The sequence below is a fragment of the Citrobacter sp. Cb031 genome (assembly GCF_030336725.1).
GTDB lineage: Bacteria > Pseudomonadota > Gammaproteobacteria > Enterobacterales > Enterobacteriaceae > Citrobacter > Citrobacter braakii.
Genome location: NZ_JAOWDA010000022.1, coordinates 419,184 through 436,869 on the forward strand (window position 1 = coordinate 419,184; position 17,686 = coordinate 436,869).

Below are 17,686 nucleotides of genomic sequence, written 5' to 3' on the forward strand. Positions count from 1 at the left end.
GATCGCAACTTTCTGTGGATAAGGGCGATCCTTTGAATAAGATCAACAGGTTGTTGAGGATCATTAGCTGTGAATGATCGGTGATCCTGGCCCGTATAAGCTGGGAGCAGAATGAAAGGTTATACACAACTCAAAAACTGAACAACGGTTGTTCTTGGGATAACTACCGGTTGATCCAAGCTTTTAACCAGAGTTATCCACATAAAAAAGTACGATCTTTACAAATCTCTGAGCAATGGATGCCAGGATCCCAGCCAAATTTCAGCCGGATCTTCCGGAATTTCATGTTCCAGTACGTTGATCCTGAGCGTTTCGCCGATCTGTTTTGCCCCGCAGGCTTTCAGTTCGGCTTCCAGCTTGTCGATTGCGCCGCAAAAGGTGTCATATTCACGACTGCCGATCCCGATTGCACCAAAGTGCACTTGTGAAAGGTCCGGTTTTTGCTCGCATAAGGCATCATATAAAGGCTGCAGGTTGTCAGGAATGTCTCCCGCACCGTGCGTGGAGCTAATAATCAGCCAGATCCCATCAGTCGGGACCTCTTCAAGCATTGGCCCATGCAGTATTTCGCTGGAAAAACCCGCGTCGTCCAGTTTTTCAGCCAGATGCTCTGCTACATATTCCGCACTGCCAAGCGTGCTGCCGCTGATAAGAGTGATTTCTGCCATGATCGCCCACCTTTATAAAGAGGGCGTATTGTACGCTGTGAGCGAGCTGGGATCTACCTGTGGAAAAATAGGGGATTAAAAAAAGCGATCATGGCTTGATGGTACGCATGATCGGGTTTTGCAGGACGATCAGGGTCTCCGTGGACTGAATTTCATCAATTGTTTGGATCTTGTTGATAAGTACCTGCTGTAACGCGTCGATCGACTTGCACATCACCTTTATAAAGATGCTGTAGTGCCCGGTGGTGTAATACGCTTCGGTCACCTCATCGAGGCTTTCCAGTCTGGCCAACGCTGACGGATAGTCTTTCGCACTTTTCAGGATGATGCCGATAAAGCAACCGACGTCATAGCCCAACTGTTTGGGACTAACATCAATCCGCGCGCCGGTAATAATCCCGGCCTGCTTCATCTTCTCTACGCGAACGTGAATTGTCCCCGGGCTCACGCCGAACTGTTTGGCCAATTCGGCATAGGCCGTTCGGGCATTTTCCATCAGGGCGTCAAGAATGCCGCGGTCCAGATTGTCGATCTGATAATTTTCCATAGGTTTTTCTTATGTAGATTAATGATTCCCTCTATTTTAGACGTTAATTTTAACGAATCAAAATCGAAGACGGCTTTTTGTTTGTTGATTATTGAATATTACCTACATTCTGTTGCTTAATCATAGGCAACAGGACACAGGAGTACACATAATGAAAACCGCTTACATTGCCAAACAACGTCAAATTAGCTTCGTAAAATCTCATTTTTCTCGTCAGCTGGAAGAGCGTTTAGGTCTGATCGAAGTTCAGGCTCCGATCCTCAGCCGCGTAGGAGATGGCACGCAAGATAACTTGTCGGGCTGTGAAAAAGCGGTGCAGGTGAAGGTTAAAGCATTGCCAGACGCTCAATTCGAAGTGGTTCATTCACTGGCGAAGTGGAAGCGTCAAACATTAGGACAACACGACTTTAGCGCAGGCGAAGGGCTGTACACGCATATGAAGGCCCTGCGTCCTGATGAAGATCGCCTTTCCCCGCTGCACTCAGTGTATGTTGACCAGTGGGACTGGGAGCGCGTGATGGGCGACGGCGAGCGTCAATTCTCCACTCTGAAAAGCACGGTAGAGGCTATCTGGGCGGGAATTAAGGCTACCGAAGCTGCGGTGAGCAAAGAGTTTGGTCTGGCACCGTTCCTGCCAGAGCAGATCCACTTTGTTCATAGCCAGGAACTGTTATCTCGTTATCCTGGTCTTGACGCAAAAGGTCGTGAACGTGCGATCGCTAAAGAGCTGGGCGCGGTATTCCTGGTGGGGATCGGCGGCAAGCTCAGCGACGGTCACCGCCATGATGTACGTGCGCCGGATTATGATGACTGGAGTTCAGCATCCGAGCTGGGTCACGCCGGTCTGAACGGTGATATTTTGGTCTGGAACCCGGTACTGGAGGATGCGTTTGAGCTGTCTTCTATGGGGATCCGTGTGGATGCTGACGCTCTGAAACATCAGTTGTCTCTGACCGGAGATGAAGATCGTCTGAGTCTGGAATGGCACCAGGCGCTGCTGCGCGGTGAAATGCCACAGACGATTGGTGGAGGAATTGGGCAGTCGCGTCTGACCATGCTGTTGCTGCAATTACCACACATTGGTCAGGTTCAGTGTGGCGTATGGCCGGCACAGGTACGTGAAAGCGTCGCCTCTCTGTTGTAAGAATTAACGCCGCCAGCGTCTGAGCAGGCGGCTTCGCATCCCGGTATCAAAGCGCCAGATATGATCGAAAATGCGCATGATACCGGGTTTACCATGTGCTGACATCGCCACCGCGTGAAAACGGTGCTGGTGCACCCGCTGTAATTCCCCCACTTTGCTGACAACCTCATCGGGCAATCGCTGAGCGATAAAATCTGAGATCACCACCGCATCAGCATCAAACCATTCCCGACCCTGCATGCGCTCAGTAATGGCGCGAAAACAGCTGGCAATATCGGTACCACCGCGAAAGCGCTGACTTAAAAAACGGATCGCCTGTTCGATGCCCTCCGGGCCGGATAGCTCATAGCGCACTACTTCTGTTGAAAACAGCATGATGAAACAGCGTCGGTTATCGGCAAGGGCGACGCGCATTAGCGCCAGGCAAAAGGCTTTCGCACACTGCTCATTAAACCCGCCCATCGATCCCGAAGTATCAACGCAGACGATAAACGGTCCGCGCGGTTGCTCGTCAAAATCCTGATGCACTACGGGGCGTTCCGTGACTTTCTCACGCCATGCTTCGCCGTGCAGGCGATAGGTCAACAGCTGCTTTTCCACCAGTCGTCGGTAGAACTCGTATTCCAGTTCGGTAATGCCCAGCGTGGCCAGTTCCGGCGGCAGCAGGCGCAGGATATCGTCGCTTTGCTGGATGCCATCTACTTGCTCCGGGACGGTTGCCGGTTCGCGCACCAGGGTGCGGAAGGTTTCCATTGGCGCATCTTTACGCGGTACGGATTTCGCTTCTCTGGAACGGCCTAACTGCTCAGCCAGACGCTGGAGTTCAGGTTGTTGCGTCAGGAATTCGCCATATTTCACCATCAACTGATAATCACCGCGCTTGATTTGACCTGCGCTCATATCCCACAACCGGCCTGCGGCGTTGTCATTTTCTGCCAGTACGGGTTCCAGTTGCCCGCTAAGGGTCATCCGTTCCTGTACTTCACTGAGCAAATGCTCGCGCTCTTCTTCCAGCAGTTGCTGATTCAGCGTTGTGGTTTGCACCACCAGGCTCAGGCGCCAGCGCTGGAGAAAAAGCGTATGTAGGGCAGGCGTAAACGCGCTGTTGTCATTGACCAACTGCTGCGCTTGTCCGGCCCATGGCGAATGGAGGTGGTGCAATAGCGACAATATTTGCGGTAGCTGGACGATAAACTGCGCATGAGAGAGGAGCTGGCTTTGTTGATAGCATATAACCTCTTCCGCTAACTCCGGCGGTACATGGGTATCTTTGAGGCGGCTACGCAAAGATTCACGCCAGCGGGGAATATCGTCAGTGATCGCTTTTTTAAGGCGAGGGAATTTGTTAAAAAATACCACCATCTTTGGAGAAGCCAGTAGGGCGACGATCATCTCTTCGATCATCGCTTCTTCACTGACCGCCAGCATGATGTTGAGTGTATCAAGGGTCAGCATTGTTGCGCCTGGCGGATTTGTGCCCCGACATCCTGCAGGCTGGCCTCAATGCGGCCTAACCAGTCGCTATGAATAAACAGACATTTTTGCTGCTCGCTAAATGCGCTGTGCTGCTGATGCCACTCGTTATCGAGCGCTTCAAGCTCCTGTTTTATTTCAGCGGGCATACTCTCTTGTGATGTACCGGGCAATGCCAGGCGAGAGCCTTGTAAGCTGACGTCGCGTACAACCAGGTGCTGCGCGCTATCCACTTCCATGTTCAGCGTCTGGGCAAAACCGATGCCGTTTAATTTTCCGCGGATCTCTCCGCCTTTGGTTAACCACAGTTCCAGCGCGCTACGTTCGAAAGCAATATGGATTACTTCCATATCATGCAGCTTTAAGGGCTTTTGCAGTAGTAATGTCACGACGGATGACGTGGCCTCCGGCGGTAAATCATAATGAGGACGACGGCTGAACATGCCGCCCTGACGGATCACGGTGAATGCTGTTTTATCGCTTTGCTGCTGCTGGAGCTGAATGCGGCGCTGCACAATACTGCCCAGACGGGTCAGCATGGCTTGCTGTTGCCATGCGTGTCCGGTCATCAATATTTCCAGCTGCTGCTGCATTAGATTCAGGCTTTGTGCGTCGTACCACAGGCAGTCTTTCAGCAGGATCAGATCGATGGGAACTACCGCATCACGTCCGCTAAAGAAGGCGCTGGCCTGGAGCAAGCGAATGGCTTTTTTCCAGCGACGATCGGACACGTAGGGGGCATTCGGTAGCGTGTCCAGCTGCTGGCGCAGCATGAAAATAAGCTCAAACACGCGATCGGGAAGCGTGATGGCGCCAATGTCCTTTTGCCACTGGTAATACTCTTCATCCGTTACCTGTAACGATGCCGGGACCGGATTGTCGCTTTCATCCTGCTGACTTAACAGCATCGAGCGGAAGTTGGCCTTGTCCTGGACTTTATCCAGCCACAGACGAATCAGCATACGGTCGTACAGCGCTTCCAGGCTGCTGTCTGCCTCAGGCAGTTCGTTGGAGGCTGCCACCAGCAGGCGCATCGGGATTTTCTCTTCATGTGCGCCGTTGCGGAAGTGGCGTTCGTTGATGGCAGTCAGCAGGGTGTTAAGAATCGCCGGTCCCGCCTTCCAGATTTCATCGAGAAAGACGATTTCAGCTTCAGGGAGATAGCCTGCCGTTAAGCGTTCATAGCGACCTTCGTCTTTTAACGCCTGAATGGACAGCGGGCCGAAAACCTCTTCCGGCGTAGAGAAGCGCGTCATCAGATATTCGAAGGCGCGAGCATTTTGAAAGGCAAATTTCAGTCTGCGGGCAATTAAGCTTTTCGCGATCCCGGGAGGACCTAATAAGAAAACGCTCTCGCCGCTAAGTGCAGCCAGCAGACACAGACGAATGGCGTGGCTACGTTCATAAAGTCCCTTTTCCAGCGCATTGCTCAGACGGGAAATTCTTTCCGCTAATAAATGTGGGTGAGCCATAATGAAGTGGCGTCCTTTCGCCAAATGTACTGCATAAACAGCGAGTATAGATGCTTCACACCAGTGCAGTAATAGACTGAAGGTGCGCTTATTTTTCTTTGAGCCAGATTAATCTGGTCTCATTTAGGGGTACGATTTTGCGATTAATCGTGCATACTGTGCGCCTTTTTGTGGGCCAAGGGACGACGCACACATTTCTTATATATACACCAAATCAATCAAGCTGCACCAAGGCGGCAATGGAGTTTTCTTCTGGGATGGGGGGAATAACGAATGCAGCCCACGCGGAGGTGGCTTGAAAGATGATGTGTATAAACGAAAGACGAGTCTATGAGCACTGATAATAAACAATCATTGTCTGCGATTACCCTTGCGGCCATTGGGGTTGTCTACGGTGATATTGGTACCAGCCCACTTTATACGCTTCGTGAATGTTTGTCCGGCCAGTTTGGTTTTGGCGTTGAACGTGACGCCGTATTTGGCTTTCTCTCGCTGATTTTCTGGCTGCTGATCTTTGTTGTCTCCATTAAATACCTGACGTTTGTCATGCGCGCGGATAACGCCGGAGAAGGCGGGATCCTGACGCTGATGTCATTGGCCGGGCGTAATACTTCAGCACGAACAACCTCCATGCTGGTGATTATGGGGTTGATTGGCGGCAGCTTCTTCTATGGAGAAGTGGTGATAACGCCTGCTATCTCTGTGATGTCGGCGATTGAAGGTCTGGAGATCATTGCCCCGCAACTGGATACCTGGATTGTTCCGCTCTCGATAATCGTACTGACACTGCTGTTTTTGATTCAAAAACACGGTACCGGCATGGTCGGTAAGCTGTTTGCGCCGATTATGCTGTTGTGGTTCCTGACGCTGGCGGTGTTAGGCGTGCGCAGTATTATTGGTAATCCGGAAGTGCTGCAGGCGCTCAATCCATATTGGGCGGTGCATTTCTTCCTCGAATTCAAAACGTTGTCCTTTATTGCGCTGGGTGCGGTGGTGTTGTCGATTACCGGTGTTGAAGCGCTGTATGCGGATATGGGCCACTTCGGTAAGTTGCCGATTCGCCTGGCATGGTTCTCCGTGGTATTGCCTTCGCTGGTACTGAACTATTTTGGTCAGGGGGCGTTGCTGTTAAAGCATCCTGAAGCGATTAAAAACCCGTTCTTCCTGCTGGCACCGGACTGGGCGTTGATACCGCTCCTGATCCTCGCCGCGCTGGCAACGGTTATCGCTTCACAGGCGGTTATCTCCGGCGTCTTCTCACTGACGCGTCAGGCCGTGCGTCTGGGGTATTTATCGCCGATGCGTATCATCCATACCTCGGAAATGGAATCGGGCCAGATCTACATTCCTTTCGTTAACTGGATGCTCTATTTTGCAGTGGTGATTGTGATTGTGAGCTTTGAACACTCCAGCAATCTGGCTGCGGCGTACGGGATTGCGGTGACGGGGACGATGGTGCTGACCTCAATTCTGTCGACCACCGTGGCGCGCAAAAACTGGCACTGGAATAAATACTTCGTCTTCCTGATCCTGGTGGCGTTCTTGTGCGTCGATGTTCCGCTGTTCTCCGCGAACCTCGATAAACTGATTTCCGGCGGTTGGCTGCCTCTGACGCTGGGTCTGGTGATGTTCACCATCATGACTACCTGGAAAAGCGAGCGTTTCCGTCTGCTGCGTCGCATGCATGAGCACGGCAACTCTCTGGAGGCGATGATTGCCTCTCTGGAGAAATCACCACCGGTACGCGTGCCGGGAACGGCGGTGTACATGTCTCGTGCATTGAACGTCATCCCGTTTGCGCTACTGCATAACCTCAAACATAACAAGGTGCTGCATGAACGCGTTATTCTGCTGACGCTGCGCACGGAAGATGCACCATATGTTCACAACGTGCGTAGGGTGCAGATTGAGCAGTTATCGCCCACCTTCTGGCGCGTGGTAGCCAGCTACGGTTGGCGCGAAACGCCGAACGTTGAAGAAGTGTTCCATCGCTGCGGTCTGGAAGGCTTAAGCTGTCGGATGATGGAAACCTCGTTCTTCATGTCGCACGAGTCGTTGATTGTTGGCAAACGACCATGGTATCTGCGTCTGCGCGGCAAGCTGTATCTGCTACTACAACGCAATGCGCTGCGCGCCCCGGACCAGTTTGAAATCCCACCGAACCGGGTTATTGAGCTCGGTACTCAGGTCGAGATTTAATCTCATCGACGCCCTCTTTCATTGCGAAAGGGGGCGTTTTGTTTTGTCCCTCCCAGTTTTCATTTCATCGAATGATAATCCTTGCGAAACGTTTCGATGGCGATCACATTTTCGTAACTTCGCGGTGGTTTTATCTCCACTCTTCGCTCTACACTTATCTTCAGCGAAACGTTTCGCTAGTGGGGAAAGAAAATGAAGAAAGGCACGGTACTCAACTCTGAAATTTCATCAGTGATCTCCCGTCTGGGGCATACCGATACGCTGGTGGTGTGTGATGCAGGTTTACCCATCCCGAATAGCACAACGCGTATCGATATAGCATTAACCCAGGGCGTACCTTCTTTTATGCAGGTACTGGATGTGGTGACACGTGAAATGCAGGTCGAGGCGGCCATTCTCGCGACGGAAATTAAACAACATAATCCGCAACTCCACGAAACGTTGCTCAGCCACATTGAGCAACTGCAACAACACCAGGGAAACACCATAGAAATTCGTTACACCACGCATGAACAATTCAAAAAACAAACCGCAGACAGTCAGGCGGTAATTCGCAGCGGAGAGTGTTCTCCGTATGCGAATATCATTCTCTGTGCTGGCGTCACGTTCTGAGGCCATCATGAACGCATTACTGCAACTCAAAGGGATCGATAAAGCGTTCCCGGGCGTAAAAGCGCTATCCGGCGCCGCGCTGAATGTCTACCCAGGCCGCGTAATGGCGCTGGTGGGCGAAAACGGCGCGGGCAAATCCACCATGATGAAAGTGTTGACCGGGATCTATACCCGTGATGCCGGTTCTTTATTGTGGTTGGGAAAAGAGACCACCTTTAACGGCCCTAAATCCTCCCAGGAAGCCGGAATCGGTATCATCCACCAGGAGCTGAATTTGATCCCGCAACTCACTATCGCCGAGAACATTTTTCTTGGCCGTGAGTTCGTTAATCGCTTTGGCAAAATTGACTGGAAGAAGATGTACGCCGAAGCCGATCTGCTGCTTGCCAAACTGAATCTGCGCTTTAAAAGCGACAGACTGGTCGGTGAACTGTCGATTGGCGATCAGCAGATGGTTGAAATTGCCAAAGTGCTGAGCTTTGAATCGAAGGTCATCATTATGGATGAACCGACGGATGCGCTCACCGATACCGAAACCGAATCCCTGTTCCGCGTCATTCGCGAACTGAAATCCCAGGGACGCGGCATTGTCTATATTTCTCACCGCATGAAAGAGATCTTCGAGATTTGCGACGACGTGACAGTTTTTCGCGACGGGCAGTTTATTGCCGAACGTGAAGTCGCTTCGCTGACCGAAGACTCGCTGATTGAAATGATGGTGGGACGTAAGCTGGAAGATCAATACCCGCGCCTGGAAAAAGCGCCGGGTGATATTCGCCTGAAGGTCGATAACCTGTGCGGCCCTGGCGTAAACGATGTTTCATTCACGCTACGTAAAGGCGAGATCCTTGGCGTATCGGGGCTGATGGGTGCCGGACGTACCGAGCTGATGAAAGTGTTGTACGGCGCATTGCCGCGCACCAGCGGTTACGTCACGCTTGATGGCCATGAAGTGGTCACCCGTTCGCCGCAGGATGGGTTGGCTAACGGCATCGTCTATATTTCTGAAGACCGTAAACGCGATGGTTTAGTGCTGGGCATGTCGGTGAAAGAGAACATGTCACTAACCGCGCTGCGTTATTTCAGTCGCGCTGGTGGAAGCCTTAAACATAAAGACGAGCAGCAGGCGGTTGGTGATTTTATTCGTCTGTTCAATGTTAAAACGCCATCGATGGAACAGGCTATCGGCCTGCTTTCTGGCGGTAATCAGCAGAAAGTGGCGATTGCGCGCGGTCTGATGACCCGACCAAAAGTCCTGATCCTCGATGAACCAACGCGCGGCGTTGATGTTGGGGCTAAGAAAGAAATCTATCAGCTTATCAACCAGTTTAAGGCCGATGGGCTGAGCATCATTCTGGTCTCCTCTGAGATGCCAGAAGTATTGGGCATGAGCGATCGAATTATCGTTATGCATGAAGGGCATCTCGGCGGTGAGTTCACTCGCGAGCAGGCCACTCAGGAAGTATTAATGGCTGCCGCTGTGGGCAAGCTTAATCGCGTGAATCAGGAGTAAAAAAGATGACTACCCAGGCTGTTTCTGGTCGCCGTTATTTCACTAAAGCATGGCTTCTGGAGCAAAAGTCGCTCATCGCTCTGTTAGTGCTGATCGCGATTGTTTCCACCATGAGCCCTAACTTTTTTACCGTTAACAACCTGTTCAACATCCTCCAGCAAACGTCGGTGAACGCCATCATGGCCGTTGGCATGACGCTGGTTATCCTGACGTCGGGGATCGATCTGTCTGTCGGTTCTTTGCTGGCGCTTACCGGTGCGGTTGCGGCTTCCATTGTAGGGATTGAAGTCAATGCGCTGGTGGCTGTCGCTGCGGCCCTGGCGCTCGGTGCTGCTATTGGCGCGGTAACCGGGGTGATTGTCGCGAAAGGCCGGGTACAGGCGTTTATCGCGACCCTGGTGATGATGCTGCTGCTGCGTGGTGTGACCATGGTATACACCAACGGCAGTCCGGTTAATACCGGGTTTACTGACAATGCCGATCTGTTTGGCTGGTTTGGTATTGGTCGTCCGTTAGGCGTCCCTACGCCTGTGTGGATTATGGGGATTGTCTTCCTCGCGGCGTGGTACATGCTGCACCACACTCGTCTGGGTCGTTATATCTATGCGCTGGGCGGTAACGAAGCGGCAACGCGCCTGTCCGGTATCAGCGTAAGTAAAATCAAAATTATCGTTTACTCCCTGTGTGGTCTGCTGGCATCGCTGGCGGGCATCATTGAAGTAGCGCGCCTCTCCTCTGCGCAACCGACGGCAGGTACTGGCTATGAGCTGGATGCTATCGCCGCGGTGGTGTTAGGTGGTACCAGCCTGGCAGGCGGTAAAGGACGTATTGTTGGGACGCTGATCGGCGCATTGATTCTTGGTTTCCTCAATAATGGTTTGAATTTGTTAGGTGTATCCTCCTATTACCAGATGATCGTCAAAGCGGTGGTGATTTTGCTGGCGGTACTGGTAGACAACAAAAAGCAGTAACAACGATTACAGGACATCTTAAATATGAACATGAAAAAACTGGCTACCCTGGTTTCTGCTGTTGCTCTGAGCGCCACCGTGAGCGCGAATGCGATGGCGAAAGATACCATTGCGCTGGTGGTCTCCACCCTTAACAATCCGTTCTTTGTTTCTTTGAAGGACGGGGCGCAAAAAGAGGCCGATAAGCTGGGCTACAACCTGGTGATTCTGGACTCACAGAACAACCCGGCGAAAGAGCTGGCTAACGTTCAGGATTTAACGGTTCGTGGAACTAAAATTCTGCTGATTAACCCGACGGACTCCGATGCTGTTGGTAACGCTGTGAAGATGGCTAACCAGGCGAAAATTCCGGTTATCACCCTGGACCGCGTTGCGTCCAAAGGCGAAGTGGTAAGCCATATTGCATCTGATAACGTGCTGGGCGGTAAGATTGCGGGCGATTACATCGCGAAGAAAGCGGGTGAAGGCGCGAAAGTTATCGAACTGCAGGGTATTGCCGGTACTTCAGCGGCGCGTGAGCGTGGTGAAGGTTTCCAGCAGGCTGTTGCGGCACACAAATTTAACGTACTGGCCAGCCAGCCGGCCGACTTCGACCGCACCAAAGGTCTGAACGTCATGCAGAACCTGCTTACCGCGCATCCTGACGTGCAGGCCGTATTTGCCCAGAACGATGAAATGGCGTTGGGTGCGCTGCGCGCACTGCAAACTGCGGGTAAATCTGATGTGATGGTGGTTGGATTTGACGGTACTCCAGATGGCGAAAAAGCAGTAAATGATGGCAAACTGGCTGCGACCATTGCTCAGTTGCCGGATCAGATCGGCGCGAAAGGCGTTGAGACTGCGGATAAAGTCCTGAAAGGCGAGAAGGTTCAGGCTAAATATCCGGTTGACCTGAAGCTGGTCATCAAGCAGTAATACCGATTCAGGTCGCTCGCGGCCTGATGGAGACATAAAGACGCCATCCCCGTATCGGGTTTTGGGGATGAAAGCGTAAAAAGAAAAGCAGGGCACGCGCCACCCTAATCCGGTGGCGCACTTTGACTTGGAACACCAAATATGAAAACCGCAGGCAACCTCGTTGTTCTTGGCAGTATCAATGCCGATCACATCCTCAACCTTAACTCTTTCCCGACACCTGGTGAAACCGTAACCGGTAACCATTATCAGGTCGCATTTGGTGGTAAAGGCGCGAATCAGGCTGTTGCTGCGGGGCGTAGTGGCGCGAATATCGCATTTATTGCCTGTACGGGTGATGATGATATTGGCGAAAGTGTTCGTAAACAGTTAGCTAAAGATAATATCGATATTGCGCCGATTAGCGTAATTTCGGGGGAATCGACCGGTGTGGCGTTGATTTTTGTGAATGGTGAAGGTGAGAACGTCATCGGCATTCATGCTGGTGCGAACGCGGCACTTTCGCCTGCGCTGGTGGAAGCTCAGCATGAGCGTATTGCCCAGGCGTCTGCCTTACTGATGCAGTTAGAGTCGCCGATCGAAAGCGTACTGGCTGCGGCAAAGATTGCACATCAAAATAAGACCACGGTAGCCCTTAACCCGGCCCCGGCACGTGAACTTTCTGACGAACTGCTGGCGCTGGTGGATATTATTACCCCGAATGAAACCGAGGCTGAAAAGCTCACGGGGATCCGGGTTGAAAACGATGAAGACGCGGCCAAAGCTGCGCAGGCATTGCACGCGAAGGGGATCCATACTGTACTGATTACCTTAGGCAGTCGCGGGGTGTGGGCCAGCGTAAATGGTGAAGGTCAGCGTGTGCCAGGGTTTAAAGTGGACGCCGTTGATACCATCGCCGCTGGGGATACCTTTAACGGCGCGTTAATTACAGCGTTACTGGAAGAGACTCCGCTGCCTGAAGCGATCCGATTTGCACATGCCGCTGCGGCGATTGCGGTCACCCGTAAGGGCGCACAGCCTTCCGTTCCATGGCGCGAAGAAATAGAAGCGTTTTTAAGTCAACAGAGGTAACGCTTGGCTACAATGAAGGACGTCGCCCGCCTGGCGGGGGTTTCCACGTCGACGGTTTCTCACGTCATTAATAAAGATCGCTTTGTCAGTGAGTCTGTCACTGACAAAGTTGAAGCGGCGATTAAAGAGCTTAACTACGCGCCCTCAGCGCTGGCGCGTAGTCTCAAGTTAAACCAGACCCACACTATTGGCATGTTAATCACTGCCAGTACCAACCCCTTTTATTCTGAGCTGGTGCGCGGCGTTGAACGTAGTTGTTTTGAACGCGGCTACAGCCTGGTGCTGTGCAACACTGAAGGTGATGAACAGCGCATGAACCGTAATCTGGAAACGTTAATGCAAAAACGGGTGGACGGCTTGCTGCTGCTCTGCACGGAAACACATCAACCTTCCAGGGAGATCATGCAACGCTATCCTTCTATACCGACCGTCATGATGGACTGGTCGCCTTTTGATGGTGAAAGCGATCTGATCCAGGATAACTCCCTGTTGGGCGGGGATTTAGCCACTCAACATCTTATCGAAAAAGGTTTTACGCGCATTGCCTGCATCACCGGGCCGCTGGATAAAACCCCGGCGCGTTTACGTCTGGAAGGATATCGGGCGGCAATGAAGCGGGCGGGGTTGCCGGTCCCGGAAGGTTACGAGATTACCGGTGATTTTGAGTTCGGCGGCGGCTTTGAAGCTATGCAAACGTTGCTGTCGCATAAACAGCGACCGCAGGCCGTTTTTACCGGCAATGATGCCATGGCGGTTGGCGCGTATCAGGCTCTGTACCAATCGGGATTGCGCATTCCGCAGGATATGGCGGTGGTGGGTTATGATGATATCGAGCTGGCGCGCTATATGACGCCGCCGCTGACGACCATCCATCAACCAAAAGATGAACTGGGCGAACTGGCCATCGATGTATTAATCCACCGGATGGCGCAGCCCGCATTACAGCAACAGCGCCTGCAACTTACTCCTGTTTTGATGGAGCGGGGGTCGGTTTAGGATTATGTCGCTCTTTAATCAGATTACGTCCATCTTTTGCTTTTAGCAGCATGAACATCAGCGCAGACACTACCGTGATAGCGCCCATCGTCATAAAGGTGTAGTGGAACTGCTCGACCGTATTGGTTCCTTCCATACCTTCATAGATACGCAGAACGGCAGCGCTGATGGCGACCCCTAAACTGATTGATAACTGCTGAGTAACGGCCAGCACACTGTTGCCGCTGCTGGCGTTTTCATCGGTCAGGTCCGCCAGAGTGATGGTATTCATGGAGGTAAACTGGGTGGACATCGCCATACCCAAAATGAACAACGGCAGGATCAACATCCAGACCGGCATGGCGGGAGATTGCAATGCGAACTGCGCAATCATCAGGCCGATAAATACCGTAACACCCACCAGTGTGGTTCTGTAGCCGAGCCGGCGCAGCACCTGCGTCACCATTGATTTCGCCAGTATTGATCCCAGCGCCGTTGGCGCCATCATGCAACCGGCTATCAGCGCCGGGTATCCAAAGCCTACCTGCAACATCAGCGGCATTAAGAAGGGCACGCACCCTGTACCCAGACGAGTGGCAAGGTTTCCGGCGATCCCGACGGAAAAAGTTCTGGTCTTAAATATAGGAAGCGATATTAGCGGCGTTGGGTGACGACGCGCGTGGCGAATGTAGGCGAGCAGTAACAGAATGCTGGCAAGAATAATGCTGAGCGCTATCCAGGTCTCGACAAGCTTCTCACCGAACAGCTCTACCCCGCTGGAAAACAACACCAGGCTCAAACCAAACAGAAAGAAACCGGTCATATCAAAACCGCGGCGCGGCGTGGTGAAGTTCGGCATATATTTGCGGGCATAGAAGATACCGGCAACCCCAATTGGAATATTAATCAGGAAGATCCAGTGCCAACTGGCCCACGTGACCAGTACACCGCCCAATACCGGACCTAAAATCGGCCCCACAAGTCCAGGCATGGTTACGAAGTTAAGCACGGGAAGCAGTTCGCTGCGGGGGTAAGCACGCAATAATGCCAGACGGGCAACGGGCATCATCATAGCGCCGCCAATGCCCTGAATGATGCGGAAAATCACCAGTTCGCTTAGGGAGCTGGACAGCGCACAGGCCAGCGAACCCAGCGTAAACAGGCTAACAGCTATCATAAAGACGCGCCGGGTACCAAACCTGTCTGCCAGCCATCCACTCACCGGGATCAGCATCGCGACCGTCAGGGTGTAACTGATAATGGCTGACTGCATGGCGAGCGGAGAGCGGTTAAGGCTGTGTGCTATTGCGGGTAAGGCGGTATTGAGGATCGTGGCGTCTAGTGCCTGCATAAAAAAGGCCATGGCTGCTATCCACGGTAGCCCGGCCATACTGCGTGATTTCTTTTCTGACATATTATTTATCCGGTAGCACGTTCGGTGCTATCAGCAATGCCTGACAGGCAGCGAAGGCGCGATCGCCATCGCTCTCATCTATTGCGTCGACAATGGCCTGGTGTAAATCCAGCTTGACCACGTCGTTATAGGTAATAGAGGTAAAGTAGGTCTGGTAAACGGAATGGAAGAGTGACGCGAAGGAGATAAGGAACGGGTTCGCACTCATTTCATAGATGTGTTCATGCCAGGCGATATCAACCTCAATCCAACGCTCGCGTCTGAAGTTTCTTTTCAGCTCGACCATTTCTTCCATCAGCGTGTTGAGATGCGCTTTCTGTTCTGCCGTACCTATAGTCGCCGCCAGTAAACACGCCTGAGGCTCCAGGCTGATACGCATCACCAGAAAATGTTTAATGACCTGAGAGAAATTATCTTCTGTCATCCACCAGGTGAGCAGCTCCTGGTCGAGGAAGTTCCAGTTTGCCTGCGGCATGACGCGTGTACCAATACGCGGGCGCGGTAATACCATACCTTTTGCCGTTAACGTCTTTACCGCTTCTCTTACCGCGGTACGACTCACGCCAAACTGATCGCCCAGCTCTATTTCGCCAGGCAATATAGCGCCCGGTGCGTATTCACCTTTTAATATTCGCTGAGCCAGCTTTTCGGCCAGAACGTAGGACAGGTTTTTCTGTGCGGCTAGCTGTTGGGCATTTAACGGCATGAATGGTTTTCCTTACTTTATTTCTTATTCATTAGTATGCCACCTGGAAGTGTTATTGCGGCTGCAAAAACGGCAATTTGCTTATTTTATGGCATGTTAATGGTGGTTTTGCTGAAAAAACACGCACTCGGAAAGTTATTTTAAATTTCCCCTTGTCAGCCTGAAATAACTCCCTATAATGCGCCTCCACTGACACGGAACAACGGATTACATACCGCCGGGTCAGCGGAGAAAAGCGAAAATAAACGCTTGACTCTGCAGCGGGATGGCGTAATATGCACACCCCGCGCCGCTGAGAAAAAGCGAAGCGGCACTGCTCTTTAACAATTTATCAGACAATCTGTGTGGGCACTCGAAGATACGGATTCTTAACGTCGCAAGACGAAAAATGAATACCAAGTCTCTGAGTGAACACGTAATTCATTACGAAGTTTAATTCACGAGCATCAAACTTAAATTGAAGAGTTTGATCATGGCTCAGATTGAACGCTGGCGGCAGGCCTAACACATGCAAGTCGAACGGTAGCACAGAGGAGCTTGCTCCTTGGGTGACGAGTGGCGGACGGGTGAGTAATGTCTGGGAAACTGCCCGATGGAGGGGGATAACTACTGGAAACGGTAGCTAATACCGCATAACGTCGCAAGACCAAAGAGGGGGACCTTCGGGCCTCTTGCCATCGGATGTGCCCAGATGGGATTAGCTAGTAGGTGGGGTAACGGCTCACCTAGGCGACGATCCCTAGCTGGTCTGAGAGGATGACCAGCCACACTGGAACTGAGACACGGTCCAGACTCCTACGGGAGGCAGCAGTGGGGAATATTGCACAATGGGCGCAAGCCTGATGCAGCCATGCCGCGTGTATGAAGAAGGCCTTCGGGTTGTAAAGTACTTTCAGCGAGGAGGAAGGTGTTGTGGTTAATAACCACAGCAATTGACGTTACTCGCAGAAGAAGCACCGGCTAACTCCGTGCCAGCAGCCGCGGTAATACGGAGGGTGCAAGCGTTAATCGGAATTACTGGGCGTAAAGCGCACGCAGGCGGTCTGTCAAGTCGGATGTGAAATCCCCGGGCTCAACCTGGGAACTGCATCCGAAACTGGCAGGCTAGAGTCTTGTAGAGGGGGGTAGAATTCCAGGTGTAGCGGTGAAATGCGTAGAGATCTGGAGGAATACCGGTGGCGAAGGCGGCCCCCTGGACAAAGACTGACGCTCAGGTGCGAAAGCGTGGGGAGCAAACAGGATTAGATACCCTGGTAGTCCACGCCGTAAACGATGTCGACTTGGAGGTTGTGCCCTTGAGGCGTGGCTTCCGGAGCTAACGCGTTAAGTCGACCGCCTGGGGAGTACGGCCGCAAGGTTAAAACTCAAATGAATTGACGGGGGCCCGCACAAGCGGTGGAGCATGTGGTTTAATTCGATGCAACGCGAAGAACCTTACCTACTCTTGACATCCAGAGAACTTAGCAGAGATGCTTTGGTGCCTTCGGGAACTCTGAGACAGGTGCTGCATGGCTGTCGTCAGCTCGTGTTGTGAAATGTTGGGTTAAGTCCCGCAACGAGCGCAACCCTTATCCTTTGTTGCCAGCGGTCCGGCCGGGAACTCAAAGGAGACTGCCAGTGATAAACTGGAGGAAGGTGGGGATGACGTCAAGTCATCATGGCCCTTACGAGTAGGGCTACACACGTGCTACAATGGCATATACAAAGAGAAGCGACCTCGCGAGAGCAAGCGGACCTCATAAAGTATGTCGTAGTCCGGATTGGAGTCTGCAACTCGACTCCATGAAGTCGGAATCGCTAGTAATCGTGGATCAGAATGCCACGGTGAATACGTTCCCGGGCCTTGTACACACCGCCCGTCACACCATGGGAGTGGGTTGCAAAAGAAGTAGGTAGCTTAACCTTCGGGAGGGCGCTTACCACTTTGTGATTCATGACTGGGGTGAAGTCGTAACAAGGTAACCGTAGGGGAACCTGCGGTTGGATCACCTCCTTACCTTAAAGAA

14 protein-coding genes and 1 rRNA gene are annotated in these 17,686 nt (G+C 52.2%); 9 read left to right on the top strand and 6 right to left on the bottom strand.

The genetic code is table 11. The features are described 5' to 3' along the window. Window positions 1-218: 218 nt before the first annotated feature. The gene (mioC, locus tag OGV93_RS09395) at window positions 219-668 is read right to left on the bottom strand and encodes an FMN-binding protein MioC (protein ID WP_016155086.1); all 450 of its coding nucleotides are present in this window, start codon (window positions 666-668) and stop codon (window positions 219-221) included. Window positions 669-756: 88 nt separating this feature from the next. Continuing rightward, complete coding sequence (gene asnC, locus OGV93_RS09400; protein ID WP_003023780.1) at window positions 757-1,215, bottom strand: transcriptional regulator AsnC; 459 nt, start codon at window positions 1,213-1,215, stop codon at window positions 757-759. Window positions 1,216-1,366: 151 nt separating this feature from the next. Between asnC and asnA the strand changes: the two genes are divergently transcribed. Continuing rightward, window positions 1,367-2,359 carry an aspartate--ammonia ligase gene (gene asnA / locus OGV93_RS09405; protein ID WP_016155087.1) on the top strand — a complete coding sequence of 331 codons (993 nt, stop codon included), beginning with the start codon at window positions 1,367-1,369 and terminating at the stop codon, window positions 2,357-2,359. A gap of 3 nt (window positions 2,360-2,362) precedes the next feature. On the opposite strand, the gene viaA is transcribed toward asnA, so the two are convergent. Further along, window positions 2,363-3,814: an ATPase RavA stimulator ViaA gene (gene viaA, locus OGV93_RS09410; RefSeq protein WP_016155088.1), complete on the bottom strand. Its 1,452-nt coding sequence runs from the start codon at window positions 3,812-3,814 to the stop codon at window positions 2,363-2,365. Next, window positions 3,808-5,304, bottom strand: coding sequence for an ATPase RavA (ravA, locus tag OGV93_RS09415; RefSeq protein WP_047358450.1), 1,497 nt, complete (start codon window positions 5,302-5,304; stop codon window positions 3,808-3,810). Before ravA ends, viaA begins: the two co-directional genes overlap by 7 nt. A 330-nt stretch (window positions 5,305-5,634) precedes the next feature. On the opposite strand from ravA, the gene kup reads away from it, so the two are divergent. The 7 genes from kup to rbsR all read left to right on the top strand — a co-directional run bounded on the left by kup (window position 5,635) and on the right by rbsR (window position 13,581). Then, the gene (kup, locus tag OGV93_RS09420; protein WP_003023768.1) at window positions 5,635-7,503 is read left to right on the top strand and encodes a low affinity potassium transporter Kup; all 1,869 of its coding nucleotides are present in this window, start codon (window positions 5,635-5,637) and stop codon (window positions 7,501-7,503) included. Window positions 7,504-7,695: 192 nt separating this feature from the next. After that, entirely contained in the window at window positions 7,696-8,115 is a 420-nt protein-coding gene (gene rbsD / locus OGV93_RS09425; RefSeq protein ID WP_016157824.1) for a D-ribose pyranase, read from the top strand. A gap of 7 nt (window positions 8,116-8,122) precedes the next feature. After that, window positions 8,123-9,628, top strand: coding sequence for a ribose ABC transporter ATP-binding protein RbsA (gene rbsA, locus OGV93_RS09430; protein WP_003023764.1), 1,506 nt, complete (start codon window positions 8,123-8,125; stop codon window positions 9,626-9,628). A 5-nt stretch (window positions 9,629-9,633) separates the two neighbouring features. Further along, window positions 9,634-10,599 carry a ribose ABC transporter permease gene (gene rbsC, locus OGV93_RS09435; RefSeq protein ID WP_003023762.1) on the top strand — a complete coding sequence of 322 codons (966 nt, stop codon included), beginning with the start codon at window positions 9,634-9,636 and terminating at the stop codon, window positions 10,597-10,599. A 24-nt stretch (window positions 10,600-10,623) separates the two neighbouring features. After that, entirely contained in the window at window positions 10,624-11,514 is an 891-nt protein-coding gene (gene rbsB / locus OGV93_RS09440) for a ribose ABC transporter substrate-binding protein RbsB (protein WP_003023760.1), read from the top strand. Window positions 11,515-11,655: 141 nt separating this feature from the next. Continuing rightward, window positions 11,656-12,585, top strand: coding sequence for a ribokinase (gene rbsK / locus OGV93_RS09445; RefSeq protein ID WP_016157826.1), 930 nt, complete (start codon window positions 11,656-11,658; stop codon window positions 12,583-12,585). A 3-nt stretch (window positions 12,586-12,588) separates the two neighbouring features. Continuing rightward, a complete protein-coding gene (rbsR, locus tag OGV93_RS09450) occupies window positions 12,589-13,581 on the top strand; it encodes a ribose operon transcriptional repressor RbsR (RefSeq protein WP_016155093.1) in 993 nt (330 codons plus the stop codon). Here rbsR and mdtD read toward each other — a convergent pair. Together mdtD and OGV93_RS09460 are read right to left on the bottom strand one after the other, a co-directional pair. Next, the gene (gene mdtD / locus OGV93_RS09455) at window positions 13,547-14,974 is read right to left on the bottom strand and encodes a multidrug transporter subunit MdtD (RefSeq protein ID WP_016157827.1); all 1,428 of its coding nucleotides are present in this window, start codon (window positions 14,972-14,974) and stop codon (window positions 13,547-13,549) included. The two genes, rbsR and mdtD, sit on opposite strands and share 35 nt — an antisense overlap. A 1-nt stretch (window position 14,975) precedes the next feature. Beyond that, window positions 14,976-15,680, bottom strand: coding sequence for a FadR/GntR family transcriptional regulator (locus tag OGV93_RS09460; RefSeq protein ID WP_016157828.1), 705 nt, complete (start codon window positions 15,678-15,680; stop codon window positions 14,976-14,978). A 454-nt stretch (window positions 15,681-16,134) separates the two neighbouring features. Here OGV93_RS09460 and OGV93_RS09465 point away from each other — a divergent pair. Continuing rightward, window positions 16,135-17,676 (top strand): 16S ribosomal RNA (locus OGV93_RS09465). Window positions 17,677-17,686 lie beyond the last annotated feature (10 nt).

Excerpts from the sequence above, each read along its gene's own strand:
- mioC (WP_016155086.1), bottom strand. The coding sequence starts at position 668 with ATGGCAGAAATCACTCTTATCAGCGGCAGCACGCTTGGCAGTGCGGAA.
- asnC (WP_003023780.1), bottom strand. The coding sequence starts at position 1,215 with ATGGAAAATTATCAGATCGACAATCTGGACCGCGGCATTCTTGACGCC.
- asnA (WP_016155087.1), top strand. The coding sequence starts at position 1,367 with ATGAAAACCGCTTACATTGCCAAACAACGTCAAATTAGCTTCGTAAAA.
- viaA (WP_016155088.1), bottom strand. The coding sequence starts at position 3,814 with ATGCTGACCCTTGATACACTCAACATCATGCTGGCGGTCAGTGAAGAA.
- ravA (WP_047358450.1), bottom strand. The coding sequence starts at position 5,304 with ATGGCTCACCCACATTTATTAGCGGAAAGAATTTCCCGTCTGAGCAAT.
- kup (WP_003023768.1), top strand. The coding sequence starts at position 5,635 with ATGAGCACTGATAATAAACAATCATTGTCTGCGATTACCCTTGCGGCC.
- rbsD (WP_016157824.1), top strand. The coding sequence starts at position 7,696 with ATGAAGAAAGGCACGGTACTCAACTCTGAAATTTCATCAGTGATCTCC.
- rbsA (WP_003023764.1), top strand. The coding sequence starts at position 8,123 with ATGAACGCATTACTGCAACTCAAAGGGATCGATAAAGCGTTCCCGGGC.
- rbsC (WP_003023762.1), top strand. The coding sequence starts at position 9,634 with ATGACTACCCAGGCTGTTTCTGGTCGCCGTTATTTCACTAAAGCATGG.
- rbsB (WP_003023760.1), top strand. The coding sequence starts at position 10,624 with ATGAACATGAAAAAACTGGCTACCCTGGTTTCTGCTGTTGCTCTGAGC.
- rbsK (WP_016157826.1), top strand. The coding sequence starts at position 11,656 with ATGAAAACCGCAGGCAACCTCGTTGTTCTTGGCAGTATCAATGCCGAT.
- mdtD (WP_016157827.1), bottom strand. The coding sequence starts at position 14,974 with ATGTCAGAAAAGAAATCACGCAGTATGGCCGGGCTACCGTGGATAGCA.
- OGV93_RS09460 (WP_016157828.1), bottom strand. The coding sequence starts at position 15,680 with ATGCCGTTAAATGCCCAACAGCTAGCCGCACAGAAAAACCTGTCCTAC.